This window comes from Pseudomonas sp. MS19 (assembly GCF_013277615.1).
Lineage (GTDB): Bacteria > Pseudomonadota > Gammaproteobacteria > Pseudomonadales > Pseudomonadaceae > Aquipseudomonas > Aquipseudomonas marincola.
Map to the genome: position 1 here is coordinate 91817 of NZ_VBTO01000004.1, position 13744 is coordinate 105560.

Genomic DNA, 13744 nt, shown 5'->3' on the forward strand with positions numbered 1-13744 from the left:
GCAAAGCTGCGGCGTTGCGGGAACCAATGCAGGTTATGCGGTTCTGAAGTGCTCAACTCGCCATTGTGCAGTTGCTTGGCCATTCGAAACTGCCGGTTGATCAAAAGGGAATTCAATGTTGAGTGTGAGTCTCGGGCCACTGACGTTAAGCGTGGCTCACTTGTTGATACTCGGCAGCCTGTTGCTGGCAGTTGTGATTGGCTGGTGGGTTGGGCGCAGCAGTGGCAGTAATCCAGAGAGCCAGCTGTTCAGCATCCTGCTTGTCGGATTATTGGTGGCTCGGCTGGCATTTGTGTTGCGCTATTTGCCGTTGTTCGCCGATGACCCGTGGGGCGTGCTGGATATTCGCGACGGCGGATTCATCGTCGAACCTGGCGCTTTGGCGGCGTTGGCATTCGGTGTGTGGATACTTTGGCGCAAGCCGAAACTGCGTAAACCGCTGGGCATCGGCATGAGCGTGGGTGTGTTGGTGTGGGCGATGGGCAGCATGATGCTCAGTGCATTCGAGCAGGGCACACGCATGCCCGAAGTCGCTTTGCGGGATGCATCGGGCGCGCCCGTGCAGCTACAGGATTACGTTGGCAAGCCGGTGGTGATCAATCTATGGGCGACCTGGTGTCCGCCGTGCAGGCGAGAAATGCCGGTGCTGGCTGAGGCGCAGGCGGCGAATTCTGAGATCACCTTCCTGTTCGTCAATCAGGGCGAAGGCGCTGAGGAAGTTCAGCGCTTTCTCGCGCATAGCAAGCTAGAACTAAATAACGTACTACTCGACAGCGGTGGTCGGCTGGGCCAAAGGGTTGGCTCGATGTCATTGCCTACTACCCTGTTTTACAGCGCGCAAGGACGCCAGCTTGGCAGTCACCTCGGAGAACTCTCCAAGGCGAGCCTGACCCAGGCATTGGAACATTTTGATAAGGACGTACAACCATGAATAACGCATTCACCCTCGCCAAATCGCTGGCCGCGATTGGCATTTTCACCCTCGGCGCCGGGGCTCTGCACGCCGAAGAATTACCGGCGGCAATCAAGGCGGTCGAGGCGCGTGGCGCTGAAGTCGTTGGACGCTTTGATGCGCCCGACGGCTTGCAGGGTTATGCCGCCAAGTACAACGGCCAGGGTCTGGCGTTGTACCTGACTAAAGACGGCAAGCACGTATTGCTCGGCACCCTGCTCGACGAGAACGGCCAGGACCTCAGCCAGGCGCCTCTGGAGAAGCTGGTCTACGAGCCGCTGGGCAAAGAGATGTGGGCGCGCATGGAGAAGAGCGAGTGGATTGCCGATGGCAAGGACTCGGCGCCGCGCATTATTTATATGTTCAGCGATGCCAATTGCCCGTACTGCAATATGTTCTGGAAACAGGCGCGGCCGTGGGTCGAATCGGGCAAAGTGCAGTTACGGCACATTATGGTCGGCGTAATTCATGAAGACAGCGAAGCCAAGGCCGCTACGCTGCTGACCTCCAAATCGCCGACAGAGGCGCTCAACCAGCACGAGAGTGCAGGCAAAGCCAGCACCCTGCAGGCGATGGAGGACATCCCAGCCGATATCAAGAAGCAGCTAGACGCCAATCTGGCGCTGATGGACGAAATGGGTGGCCAGGCCACGCCGGCGATTTTCTATCTCGACGACAAAGGCCGTCTGCAACAACAGCAAGGCGCCCCACGCCCCGATGCCCTGCAAAAAATCATGGGCCCCAAATAAACCCAACGGGTTTTGTGATTGCGGCCAAGGATTCACCACGCAATATGGAAACCAAATTGGTGTGATTTTCGATGCGGAGGATGGAACCCCCAACGGGGTTTCCGTCATCGCGATGTTGGGTCTGGCGCGGTGTGGCTTTTGAATCTTGCGTAACTCGGCAATCAACAACCTAACCGCGTATTACCGTTATGCCGTCATGACGGAAGCCGCTACGCGGATTCCATCCTCCAGCAAAGAGAAGCTCACAACGGTGTGATTTTCGATGCGGAGGATGGAACCCCCAACGGGGTTTCCGTCATCGCGATGTTGCGCCTGGCGTGTTGTGGCTTTTGAATCGTGCGTAACTTGCCAATCAACAGCCTAGCCGCGTAATACCGTTAGGCCGTCATGACGGAAGCCGCTGCGCGGATTCCATCCTCCAGCAAAGAGAAGCTCACAACGGCGTAATTTTCGGCGCCGGAGGATGGAACCCCCAACGGGGTTTCCGTCTTTGCGATGTTGGGGCGGGCGCGCGGTGTGGCTTTTGAATCTTGCGTAATTCGGCAATCAACAACCTAACCGCGTAATACCGTTAGGCCGTCATGACGGAAGCCGCTGCGCGGATTTCATCCTCCAGTGAACAGAAACCCAATAGGTGCGATTTTCGGCGTGCGGTGGATGGAACTCCCAACAACGGCGCGGTCGCGACAATCGCTAAACCGCGCACGCTCTTGGTTTTTATCAGCCGCGGTAATAGCGCTGTGGTACGAACGGGGTTTTGGCCACTTTCATAGCCACTTTCTTGCCGCGAACGATTGCCCAGACTTCGCTGTCTGCCGGTACATGGCTGGCTTTTACATAACCCATGGCAACCGGTGCGCCCAGTGTCGGGCCGAAGCCGCCGCTGCATACCGCGCCAATGATGGTGCCGTCGGCATCAACAATTTCTGCGCCTTCACGCACCGGAACGCGCTCTTGCGGCAACAGGCCCACGCGCTTGCTGTCAACGCCGGCTTGCTGCTGGGCGAAGATACGTTCAGCGCCAGGGAAACCACCGGCACGCGCACCGTCGGCACGGCGAGCCTTGGAGATGGCCCAGAGCAGGCTGGCTTCGATTGGCGTGCTGCTGGTGCTCATGTCGTGGCCATACAGGCACAGGCCGGCTTCGAGGCGCAGCGAGTCACGTGCGCCCAGGCCGATGGCCTCGACTTCCGGCTCGGCCAGCAGGCTGCGGGCGAGCATTTCGGCGCTTTCATTCGGCACTGAGATTTCATAACCGTCTTCGCCGGTGTAGCCCGAACGGCTGACGAAGCAATCAACCCCGAGCAGGCGCACTGGCGCGAACTGCATGAAGGTCATCTGCGCCACTTCCGGCGCCAGACGGCTGAGAACATCAACCGCTTTCGGGCCTTGCAGGGCCAGCAATGCACGCGTGTCGAACAGGCTTTCGATCTCGCACTGTGCGCCGATGTGCTTTTGCAAGTGGGCCAGATCCTGATCTTTGCAGGCAGCGTTAACCACCAGAAACAGGGTGTCATTGCCGAGGTTGGCAACCATAAGGTCGTCAAGAATGCCGCCGTTCTCGTCCGTGAACATCGCATAACGCTGCATGCCGACCGGCAGGTCGATGATGTCGACCGGTACCAGTGTTTCCAGCGCCTTGGCCGCGTCGGCGCCGCGCAGTATCAACTGGCCCATGTGCGAGACATCAAATAGACCGGCCTGATCGCGCGTGTGCAGATGCTCTTTCATCACACCCAGCGGGTATTGCACAGGCATGTCGAAGCCTGCGAACGGCACCATGCGTGCACCCAGTTCGAGGTGCAGGGCGTGCAGCGGGGTTTTTGCGAGTGTTTCGGTAGTCATGCGGGTCTCCTTGGTATTCTTTACGCCGCAGCGCGCTGGCTGCCACGTGTTTTCAGCATTCGATAATGTTTACAGCCAAACCGCCACGCGCGGTTTCCTTGTATTTGCTCTTCATGTCGGCGCCGGTCTGGCGCATGGTGCGGATCACTTTATCCAGCGAGATGAAGTGCTGGCCGTCGCCGCGCAGGGCCATGCGCACAGCGTTGATCGCCTTCACCGAGCCCATCGCGTTACGCTCGATGCACGGCACCTGAACCAGGCCGCCTACCGGATCGCAAGTCAGGCCAAGGTTGTGCTCCATACCAATTTCGGCCGCGTTCTCGACTTGTTCCACCGTGCCGCCCAGCACTTCACACAGCGCCCCGGCGGCCATCGAACACGCCACGCCAACCTCACCCTGACAGCCCACTTCGGCGCCCGAGATCGAGGCGTTCTCTTTGTAGAGAATGCCGATTGCCGCAGCGGTGAGCAGAAAGTTGATCACACCGTCATCGTTGGCGCCGCTGATGAAGCGCGTGTAGTAATGCAGCACGGCGGGAATGATGCCTGCCGCACCGTTAGTTGGCGCGGTAACCACGCGTCCGCCGCTGGCGTTTTCTTCGTTGACTGCCAAGGCGTACAGGTTCACCCAGTCAAGTACGCTCAGTGCATCGCGAATATTGGCTTCGGGGTGTTTGCACAGTTGCCGGTGCAGAGCGGCTGCGCGGCGTTTGACTTTGAGCCCGCCCGGCATGATGCCTTCGTTGTTGCAGCCGGCGTTGACGCAGTCCTGCATCACTTGCCAGATGTGCAGCAGGCGCTCGCGGGTTTCCGCTTCAGGTCGCCACGCCGCTTCATTGGCCAACATCACCTGGCTGATCGACAGCTTGTGTTCAGCGCAGTGGGCAAGCAGTTGCTTGGCCGTGGTAAAGGGGTAGGCCAGCTGGGTTTTGTCTTCGACAATGCGATCCGCCCCGGCGGCTTCATCGTCGACCACAAAACCGCCGCCAACCGAGTAGTACTCGCGGCTGCGGGTTTGCAAACCGGCTTCATCGAAGGCGCGGAAAATCATGCCATTGGGATGAAAGGGCAGTGGTTTGCGAATCATCGAAAGGTGTTCTTTCTCGACAAAACGGATGGTCTTTTCACCGAGCAACGGGATCTCGCCGGCTTTGCGAATCTCGCTCAGACGTTGCTCGATCGTCGTCGTATCGACGCTGTCCGGGTGCTCGCCGAGCAGGCCCAGCAGCACCGCTTTATCACTGCCGTGGCCTTTGCCGGTCGCGCCCAGTGAGCCGTAGAGTTCAACGCATACCTTGGCCGTCGATTGCAGCAGGTCGTCACGGCGCAGGCCTTCGGCAAAACGGGCAGCCGCGCGCATGGGGCCAACCGTATGCGAACTGGAAGGGCCGATGCCTATCTTGAACAAGTCAAAAACACTGAGTGACATATAACCTCGATTTATCCGCGACCAACGCCGGGCGCTGGTCGCATCAATGACTTAACCTGTGGTTTAGTCAGCGTAGACCGGGAAGGTTTCGCACAGCTGCGCGACCTGACCGCGTACACGTTCGATAACTGCCGGGTTATCCAGTTCATCGAGAATGTCGCAAATCCAACCAGCCAGTTCGCGGCACTCGCCTTCCTTGAAGCCGCGGGTGGTGACTGCTGGCGTGCCGATACGAATGCCCGAGGTCACGAACGGCGACTGCGGATCGTTGGGCACGGCGTTCTTGTTGACGGTGATGTGTGCATCGCCGAGCGCGGCATCGGCCGCTTTGCCGGTAAGACCCTGTTTGATCAGGCTGAGCAGGAACAGGTGGTTATCGGTACCGCCAGATACCACTTCATAGCCGCGACCCACAAACACTTCGGCCATGGCGCGGGCATTGTTGATCACTTGCTGCTGATAGGTTTTGAACGCAGGCTCCATCGCCTCTTTGAAGCACACCGCTTTACCCGCGATAACGTGCATCAACGGGCCGCCCTGGCCGCCTGGGAATACCGCCGAGTTGAGTTTCTTCTCGATCTCAGCGTTGGCTTTGGCCAGAATCAAGCCGCCGCGCGGGCCGCGCAGGGTCTTGTGGGTGGTGGTTGTGACCACGTCCGCGTACGGCAGCGGGTTCGGGTACAAACCAGCGGCAACCAGGCCGGCCACGTGGGCCATGTCGACGAACAGATAAGCGCCAACTTTATCGGCGATTTCACGGAAGCGCGGGAAGTCCAGCGTGCGCGAATAAGCCGAGAAACCAGCCACGATCATCTTCGGTTTGTGCTCGACAGCCAGTCGCTCAACCTCGGTATAATCAATCATGCCCTGATCATCAATGCCGTATTGCACCGCGTTATACAGCTTGCCGGATGAGCTGACTTTGGCGCCGTGAGTCAGGTGGCCGCCATGTGCCAGGCTCATGCCGAGAATGGTGTCGCCAGCTTGCAGCAGCGCCAGATAGACCGCCGAGTTGGCAGACGAGCCCGAGTGCGGCTGGACGTTGGCGTAGTCAGCGCCGAACAGTTGCTTGGCGCGCTCAATGGCCAGGCTTTCGACGATGTCCACATGCTCGCAGCCGCCGTAGTAACGCTTGCCCGGATAGCCTTCGGCGTACTTGTTGGTCAGGCCGGTGCCTTGCGCGGTCATTACCGCAGGGCTGGTGTAGTTTTCCGAGGCAATCAGCTCGATATGGTCTTCCTGACGCTGCTCTTCAGCAGCAATGGCGTGGGCCAGCGCAGGGTCGTAATCATTCAGAGTCAGGCTTTTGTAGAACATTGCGGTGTCCTTCAAGAAGGCGCGGGCGCTCATCGCCCGCGCAAGATGATTTAGCGTTGCAGGGATTCGACGCTGCGCTCAACGATGTTCGGGTTGAAATGATCGCGGGTCAGCTTGACTACGATCGGGCTCAGCAGCAGCAATGAAAGCAGGTTAGGCAGGGCCATCAAACCATTCAGCGTATCGGCCAGCAGCCAGGCGAAGTCGAGTTGGGCAATGGCGCCAAAAGGCACGGCCAGTACCCAGATAATCCGGAACGGCATGATTGCCTTGGTGCCGACCATGAACTCCCAGCACTTCTCGCCGAAATAGCTCCAGCCAAGAATGGTGGTGAACGCAAAGACCACCAGCGCGATGCTCAGGAATGCGCCGCCAAAGCCGGGCATGGCCGACTCGAATGCCGAGGCTGAAAGCGCCGCGCCACTCACGCCGCTGGTCCATACGCCGGAACAGATGATGGCCAGACCGGTCATGGTGCAGATGATCAGGGTGTCGATAAATGTGCCCAGCATCCCGATCATGCCTGAACGAACCGGGCTATTGGTGGTGCCCGCCGCTTGCGCGATACCGGCGGTGCCGAGGCCCGCTTCGTTGGAGAAAATGCCGCGGGCGACACCGAAACGAATCGCCGCCATCACCGCTGCACCGGCAAAACCACCCGTGGCGGCTGCTGGGCTGAAGGCGTGGGTGAAGATCAGGTTGAAGGCATTCGGGATCTGCTCGGCAAACACCACCAGCACCACAATCGAGGCGACGATGTAAGCGATGCACATGAACGGTACCAGTGCGGCTGCAACGACGCCGATGCGCTTGATGCCGCCGAGAATCACCAGACCCACGGCGACCATGCTGACCACGCCGGTTAGCCACAGGGGAATGTCGAAGGTGGTTTGCAGGGCGTGCGCCATGCTGTTGACTTGCACCATGTTGCCGATGCCGAAACCTGCAAGACCGCCGAAAATGGCGAATGCGGTGCCGAGCCACAGCCACTTCTTGCCCAGGCCGTTCTTGATTGCGTACATCGGCCCGCCGACATGTTCGCCGCGATCATCTTTCTCGCGGTAATGCACGGCCAGCACCACTTCGCAGTACTTGGTTGCCATGCCGACCAGCGCTGTGCACCACATCCAGAACAGCGCACCGGGGCCGCCGAGGAATATCGCCGTGGCCACGCCGGCAATGTTGCCGGTACCGACGGTTGCTGCGAGGCAGGTCATCAGTGCCTGGAACGGGCTGATCTCGCCGCTGGTTTCATCATCCTTCTTGCGGCCTTTCCACATCAGGCTGAAGCCAGCGCCGATCTTGCTCAGCGGCATGAACTTGAGGCGCAACATGAGGAACAGGCCCGTGCCGAGAATCGCCACCAACATGGGTGGGCCCCAGACGAGTCCGTTGATTGTGTTTACGAGGGTGTTGAGAAATTCCATATAACGCACCTTATTGTTGTTGTCAGCGTCAGGGGTTGCCTGTGCTGGTTAGGGGCTGTTTGCAGTTGTGTTGCAGGTGGAATTGTCGGTTGCCTCTGAACCACTCTGCGCCAACTTTGTTGCGTTGGCGTTGAACATTTTTTTCAGAAGCCCGAATACATCGTCAAACGGGTGAAACCAAGGTGTTGCATGACCGATTACCGGTGAGCAATCGGATATTGGTTGGCGCCACAGATCGAGGCGCCAATCCACACGGACCATCAGTTGATGAGCCGGGTATTCAATAAGCGGGGCGATGCCCCATAACAAACGCCTGCGGGTTGCGCAGGCGTTTGTCGGTGTTGCTTAGGCGTCTTGGTACGCTTCTATCGACGGGCAAGCGCAGATCAGGTTGCGGTCACCAAACACGTTGTCGACGCGACCCACGGGTGGCCAGTACTTACCGTCAATCAGCGAGGCGGTTGGGTAAACGGCCTGCTCGCGGCTGTAGCTGTGCGTCCACTCGCCAACCAGCTCAAGAGCGGTGTGCGGCGCGTTTTTCAGCGGGTTGTTGTCTTTGTCGAGATCGCCGCGTTCTACCGCACGAATCTCTTCGCGAATGGCGATCATGGCGTCGCAGAAACGATCCAGCTCTTCTTTCGATTCGCTTTCGGTCGGCTCGATCATCAAGGTGCCCGCTACCGGGAACGACATGGTCGGCGCGTGGAAACCGAAGTCGATCAGGCGCTTGGCGACGTCATCAACGCTGATGCCGCTGAGGTCCTTGATCGGGCGAATGTCGAGGATGCACTCATGCGCAACCAGACCGTTGGTGCCGGTGTAGAGCACTGGGTAATGCTCTTCGAGGCGACGGGCAATGTAGTTGGCATTGAGGATCGCCAGCTGCGATGCACGCTTGAGGCCTTCGCCGCCCATCATGCTGATGTACATCCAGGTGATCGGCAGAATGCTTGCGCTGCCGAACGGTGCCGCGCTGACCGCGCCTTCTTTGCGCGCCATGTTGGCGTGGCCTGGCAGAAATGGAATCAGGTGCGATTTAACCCCGATCGGGCCAACACCCGGACCACCGCCGCCGTGCGGAATGCAGAAGGTTTTGTGCAGGTTGAGGTGCGATACGTCGCCGCCGAACTGGCCGGGTGCGCACAGGCCAACCATGGCATTCATGTTGGCGCCGTCGATGTAAACCTGACCGCCGTTGTCGTGAACGATTTGCGCGATCTCGCGGATGCCTTCCTCAAACACGCCGTGGGTCGACGGGTAGGTGATCATCAGGGCAGCCAGACGATCTTTGTGCTCTTCAGCTTTTGCGCGCAGGTCTTCGATGTCGACGTTACCGCGAGCATCGCAGGCCGTTACCACAACGCGCATGCCAACCATGCTGGCAGTTGCCGGGTTGGTGCCGTGTGCCGATTGCGGGATCAGGCAGATATCGCGCTGATCGTCGCCACGGCTGATGTGGTAGGCACGAATTGCCAGCAGGCCCGCGTACTCGCCTTGCGAGCCGGCGTTTGGCTGCAGCGAAACACCGTCGTAACCGGTGGCAGCGCAGAGCATGGCCTCCAGTTCGTCGGTCAGTTGCTGGTAGCCAAGGCTCTGCTCAGCCGGTGCAAACGGGTGCAGGTTGCCGAACTCGGCCCAGGTCACTGGAATCATTTCGCTGGCGGCGTTGAGTTTCATGGTGCAAGAACCCAGCGGAATCATGCTGCGATCCAGCGCCAGGTCTTTGTCGGCCAGCTTGCGCAGGTAGCGCATCAGCTCGGTTTCGGAGTGATAACGGTTGAACACCGGATGGCTGAGAATCTCGGACTGACGCAGCAGTGCTTGCGGCAGGCGGTTGGCAACCGCTTTGGCCAGCTCGTCGAAACTTGGCAGGCTGTTGCCCGGCTCGGCGAAGACTTCCCAGAGGCTTTCAATGGCCGCCTGATCGGTGGTTTCGTCGAACGACACGCCAACACGTTGATCATCGACAACGCGCAGGTTGATCGACAGCTGATGCGCGTGCGCATGCAGTTTGGCCGTGCGTGCGCCGGTTGCGATGGTCAGAGTGTCGAAGAAGTTTTCCTGCTCGACAGCAAGGCCCAGCTTGGCCAGACCCTGAGCGAAGATTGCAGTCATCTGATGCACGCGCTTGGCGATGCGGGTCAGGCCTTGCGGGCCGTGATAAACCGCATACATGCTGGCGATGTTGGCCAGCAGAACCTGAGCTGTACAGATGTTGCTGGTGGCCTTCTCGCGGCGGATGTGTTGCTCGCGGGTTTGCATGGCAAGGCGCAGAGCCGGCTTGCCGAAGCGGTCAACCGAGACCCCGACCAGACGGCCCGGCATGTCGCGTTTGAAGGCATCGCGGGTGGCGAAGTAGGCCGCGTGCGGGCCACCAAAACCCAGTGGCACACCGAAACGCTGAGCGCTGCCCAAGGCAACGTCGGCGCCGAATTCACCTGGCGGCGTGAGCAGAGTCAGGGCGAGCAAGTCGGCAGACACTGCAACCAGCGCGTTGGCTGCGTGGAAACGCTCAACCAGTGCGCGGTAATCGAAGATATCGCCGTTGCTGGCCGGGTATTGCAGCAGGGCGCCGAAGTAGGCGCTGGCGTCGGTGATTTCGGCTTCATCGCCTACAACCACGTCAATGCCCAGCGGTTCGGCGCGGGTGCGCAGAACGTCGAGGGTTTGCGGGTGGCAATGCTGGGAGGCGAAGAAGCTGTTGCTGGCCTTGTTTTTCGACAGGCGCTTGCAGAACGTCATGGCTTCGGCGGCAGCAGTGGCTTCGTCGAGCAGCGAGGCGTTGGCGATTGGCAGGCCGGACAGGTCGCTGATCAGGGTCTGGAAGTTCAGCAGGGCTTCGAGGCGACCCTGGGAAATCTCAGGTTGATAAGGCGTGTAAGCCGTGTACCAGGCCGGATTTTCAAACAGGTTGCGCAGAATCGGTGACGGCGTGTGCGTGCCGTAGTAGCCCTGACCAATGAAGGTCTTGAACTGCTGGTTCTTGGCCGCGATGGTTTTGATTTTAGCCAGTGCATCGGCTTCGCTGAGGCCCGGCGTCTGGCCCAGTACGCTGGTGCCTTTGATGCTTTCCGGGATGACGCTGGCGCTCAGAGCTTCCAGCGAGTCATAGCCCAGCTGCGCGAGCATGGCTTCAATATCAGCGTCACGCGGGCCGATGTGGCGCGCGATAAATTCGTTTTGGGTCGTCAGGTCAGTCATCAGCAAACCTCAGGCGTCAGCGTTGGCGTTTAGCAGGCGATCGTACGCTGCTTGGTCAAGCAGGTCGGCGATGGCGCCTGGGTTGGCAGGGCGGAAGCGGAAGAACCAGCCTTTGCCCAGCGGGTCTTCGTTGACCAGCTCAGGGCTTGATTCTAGCTCTGCATTGATCTCAACGACTTCGCCGTCCAGCGGCATGGTGATATTGCTGGCTGCCTTGACGGATTCGAGCACGGCGACTTCAGCTTCGGCGCTGTAGGCTTGCGTGTCCGGCAATTGCACGAATACCACGTCACCCAGTGCTTCCTGGGCATAGGCGGTGATGCCCACAGTGATCAGGCCATCTGCTTCCTGACGCAGCCATTCGTGCTCGACGGTAAAACGCAATTCGCTCATGTGAACTCCTCAAGTGACAGGCTCGCCTGTTTCTGTTGCAGGCGATGGTCTGATGCTCGCGGTTGGGTCGCGAGCTATTAATCAAACAATCTAGCAAGGGCAGTGCCAGTGCCGGTTTGTTCAATAAAAACCAGTAAAATCAGTCGTTTGAGGGCTTTTCAAGGTTACAGCGAGAACCTTACGCGTATTGATTTCGATACGGATTTTCAGGGTTAAGGCCTATATCCAGGGCTTGGCCCGCTGAATGCTGGATCTGCGCCGTATGTATCGAATTAGATACGCTGTATTGAATAAGATACAGCTTGTGCGTGTCAGCAAGCCATTAATGGCCAGTTCCGGCTCAGTGAATAGCAGGCGATTGCTGAAGTTCGCGAAGGCGTTGCGCCAGTTGATAGCGCAGCGACTCATCTTCGGTCAGGAGCATGGCGCGCTGCAAATCGTAACGCGCCGCCTGCGGGCATTCCAATTGTTCAAGCAGATGCGCGCGCGCCAGATGGTCCGGCGCTGACGGCTCACCCAACTGCAACACCCGCTCGGCATCTTTCAGGGCGGCCAGATAATCATCGGCCTGGGTGTGCAGTTCGCGCAAATTGCGCGACAAGCGCTGGAGCATGTTCTGGTCGCTGGCCACCTGCAGGTACCCGGCCTGTAATTTGGCGTTCGCGCCTTGAGTGCGCAGCAGCAATTCACGTTGGTCTTGCGGGTACAAGCGCCGTCCGCTGCACGGGTCGAGCAGATGATCCGCGCCGGGAACCCGCAGCAGGAAGTAGCCGGGAAAATTAATCCCCTGCAGGGCTATTCCCAGACGTCGTGCCAGCTCCAAGGCAATGATCGCCAGTGATAACGGTTGGCCACAACGCCATTGCAGAACTCTGTGCAAAAGTGCGACGCGGGGCGTTAACAGCGGACTGTCGTCCTGACGAAAGCCCTGGTGACTGAGCTGTCTTAACAGCGGTTGCGCCAGTTCTTGTGGTGGCAGTGAGGGCAATGCCGCATCTATCTGGCGCTGCAATTCGCCGAACTGCTCAAGCACGAGGGCCGGTTGCAGCGTCGAATCATGCTCTGCGGCCAGCCACAACGCGGCCTCCAATAAGGCGCTGGGCTGGCGGGAGAGGCACTCGATGCACATGGCGCGTGGATTCATTGGCAAACCCTCTGATGCATCTGTTTTAGCTGGCCTTGAGCGCTGCGTCTAGTGTTTGAGTGCTGGCTGCAGAACGGTTTTATGCCGTAGCCGACAAAACGCTGGGGCATGGCAGTTTATCGCCTGCTTATGCGCAGAGTTACTCAGCAGCGGCTGGCTTATATCTGCTGGATAAGTCGGGACTCAGGGCGGGGCCTATACTCATCTGAGTGTTCAGCAAGGGGCGCACCATGTTCAGCATGATGTCGGCATCGCGTCTTGAGTCACTGCATATGACCCAGGACCCGGCCACAGGCCTGCGGGCCATTATTGCCATTCACAATACTCAACTCGGCCCGGCACTGGGCGGCTGCAGATTCCTGACCTATCCCGATGAACAAGCCGCCCTGCGCGATGCCCTGCGGCTAGCCCAGGGCATGAGTTACAAGGCCGCCCTGGCCGGGTTGGCGCAAGGGGGCGGCAAGGCGGTGATCATGCGCCCGCCGCACGTGAATGATCGTGCCGCCTTGTTCGAGGCATTTGGCCGGTTTATTGAAACGCTCAAGGGTCGTTACATCACCGCAATGGACAGCGGCACCACCAGTGCCGACATGGACTGTATCGCCCAATACACCCAGCACGTTACCAGCACCACTTCGGCGGGCGACCCGTCACCGCATACCGCAATGGGCGTGTATAGCGGGATTCGTGCGACCGCGATGGCGCGCTTCGGCTGCGATGAGCTTGAGGGCATCCGTGTTGCCATTCAGGGTTTGGGGCATGTTGGCTACGCGCTGGCGGCGCATCTGCATGCAGCCGGCGCCGAGTTGATTGTCAGTGATATCGATCAAGGGCGCGTGCAACTGGCGGTCGAAGAGTTCGGCGCCAAGGCGGTGCCGACTGATGAGCTGCTCTCAACGCCCTGCGAGATTCTGTCGCCTTGCGGGTTGGGCGGCGTGCTCAATACCGAAAGCGTGACCAGGCTGCGTTGCAGTGCAATCGCCGGCGCCGCCAATAACCAGTTGGCCAATCCTGAAATATCCGACGCCTTGCAAGCGCGGGGCATCCTTTATGCCCCCGATTATGTGATCAATGCCGGCGGCCTGATCTACGTCGCCTTGCAGCATCAGGGGCAGGAGCTGCCGGCGATTACTGCTCACCTGGCGCGGATCAGCCAGCGCCTCACGGAAATTTTTGCCCACGCGCAGGCCGACAAACGCCCACCGGCCCGTGTAGCAGACGCGCTGGCAGAGCGCCTGCTCTATCCAAAATAGGTCGCAACACTGAAGCCGCGGCCAAAAGCCAACG

The 13744-nt window shown here is 59.4% G+C and carries 10 protein-coding genes; 3 read left to right on the plus strand and 7 right to left on the minus strand.

All coding sequences use genetic code 11. The annotated features are described in order from the left end of the window. Window positions 1–115: 115 nt before the first annotated feature. Both FEZ62_RS01645 and dsbG read left to right on the plus strand, forming a co-directional pair. Window positions 116–931 carry a TlpA disulfide reductase family protein gene (locus tag FEZ62_RS01645; protein WP_172926605.1) on the plus strand — a complete coding sequence of 272 codons (816 nt, stop codon included), beginning with the start codon at window positions 116–118 and terminating at the stop codon, window positions 929–931. Then, window positions 928–1701 carry a thiol:disulfide interchange protein DsbG gene (dsbG, locus tag FEZ62_RS01650; protein WP_172926606.1) on the plus strand — a complete coding sequence of 258 codons (774 nt, stop codon included), beginning with the start codon at window positions 928–930 and terminating at the stop codon, window positions 1699–1701. Before FEZ62_RS01645 ends, dsbG begins: the two co-directional genes overlap by 4 nt. 720 nt (window positions 1702–2421) lie before the next feature. On the opposite strand, the gene gcvT is transcribed toward dsbG, so the two are convergent. The 7 genes from gcvT to FEZ62_RS01685 form a co-directional block, all read right to left on the minus strand. Continuing rightward, the gene (gcvT, locus tag FEZ62_RS01655) at window positions 2422–3546 is read right to left on the minus strand and encodes a glycine cleavage system aminomethyltransferase GcvT (RefSeq protein ID WP_172926607.1); all 1125 of its coding nucleotides are present in this window, start codon (window positions 3544–3546) and stop codon (window positions 2422–2424) included. Window positions 3547–3598: 52 nt separating this feature from the next. Continuing rightward, window positions 3599–4975, minus strand: a complete 1377-nt coding sequence (locus tag FEZ62_RS01660) for an L-serine ammonia-lyase (protein ID WP_172926608.1) — start codon at window positions 4973–4975, stop codon at window positions 3599–3601. 63 nt (window positions 4976–5038) lie between these two features. Further along, the gene (gene glyA / locus FEZ62_RS01665) at window positions 5039–6292 is read right to left on the minus strand and encodes a serine hydroxymethyltransferase (protein ID WP_172926609.1); all 1254 of its coding nucleotides are present in this window, start codon (window positions 6290–6292) and stop codon (window positions 5039–5041) included. 50 nt (window positions 6293–6342) lie between these two features. Then, window positions 6343–7719, minus strand: coding sequence for a sodium:alanine symporter family protein (locus FEZ62_RS01670; RefSeq protein ID WP_069901069.1), 1377 nt, complete (start codon window positions 7717–7719; stop codon window positions 6343–6345). Between the two features lie 345 nt (window positions 7720–8064). Beyond that, entirely contained in the window at window positions 8065–10920 is a 2856-nt protein-coding gene (gene gcvP, locus FEZ62_RS01675; RefSeq protein ID WP_172926610.1) for an aminomethyl-transferring glycine dehydrogenase, read from the minus strand. Window positions 10921–10929: 9 nt separating this feature from the next. Beyond that, window positions 10930–11313: a glycine cleavage system protein GcvH gene (gcvH, locus tag FEZ62_RS01680; RefSeq protein WP_090514183.1), complete on the minus strand. Its 384-nt coding sequence runs from the start codon at window positions 11311–11313 to the stop codon at window positions 10930–10932. A gap of 340 nt (window positions 11314–11653) precedes the next feature. After that, window positions 11654–12457: a transglutaminase family protein gene (locus tag FEZ62_RS01685; protein WP_172926611.1), complete on the minus strand. Its 804-nt coding sequence runs from the start codon at window positions 12455–12457 to the stop codon at window positions 11654–11656. Window positions 12458–12687: 230 nt separating this feature from the next. Here FEZ62_RS01685 and FEZ62_RS01690 point away from each other — a divergent pair, with 230 nt between their 5' ends. Beyond that, window positions 12688–13710 carry a Glu/Leu/Phe/Val dehydrogenase dimerization domain-containing protein gene (locus FEZ62_RS01690; RefSeq protein ID WP_069901077.1) on the plus strand — a complete coding sequence of 341 codons (1023 nt, stop codon included), beginning with the start codon at window positions 12688–12690 and terminating at the stop codon, window positions 13708–13710. Window positions 13711–13744 lie beyond the last annotated feature (34 nt).

What these genes read in the sequence shown, in the direction of transcription:
- gcvH (WP_090514183.1), bottom strand. Translation starts at nt 11,313, where the DNA reads ATGAGCGAATTGCGTTTTACCGTCGAGCACGAATGGCTGCGTCAGGAA.
- dsbG (WP_172926606.1), top strand. Translation starts at nt 928, where the DNA reads ATGAATAACGCATTCACCCTCGCCAAATCGCTGGCCGCGATTGGCATT.
- gcvP (WP_172926610.1), bottom strand. Translation starts at nt 10,920, where the DNA reads ATGACTGACCTGACGACCCAAAACGAATTTATCGCGCGCCACATCGGC.
- glyA (WP_172926609.1), bottom strand. Translation starts at nt 6,292, where the DNA reads ATGTTCTACAAAAGCCTGACTCTGAATGATTACGACCCTGCGCTGGCC.
- FEZ62_RS01690 (WP_069901077.1), top strand. Translation starts at nt 12,688, where the DNA reads ATGTTCAGCATGATGTCGGCATCGCGTCTTGAGTCACTGCATATGACC.
- FEZ62_RS01670 (WP_069901069.1), bottom strand. Translation starts at nt 7,719, where the DNA reads ATGGAATTTCTCAACACCCTCGTAAACACAATCAACGGACTCGTCTGG.
- FEZ62_RS01645 (WP_172926605.1), top strand. Translation starts at nt 116, where the DNA reads ATGTTGAGTGTGAGTCTCGGGCCACTGACGTTAAGCGTGGCTCACTTG.
- FEZ62_RS01685 (WP_172926611.1), bottom strand. Translation starts at nt 12,457, where the DNA reads ATGAATCCACGCGCCATGTGCATCGAGTGCCTCTCCCGCCAGCCCAGC.
- gcvT (WP_172926607.1), bottom strand. Translation starts at nt 3,546, where the DNA reads ATGACTACCGAAACACTCGCAAAAACCCCGCTGCACGCCCTGCACCTC.
- FEZ62_RS01660 (WP_172926608.1), bottom strand. Translation starts at nt 4,975, where the DNA reads ATGTCACTCAGTGTTTTTGACTTGTTCAAGATAGGCATCGGCCCTTCC.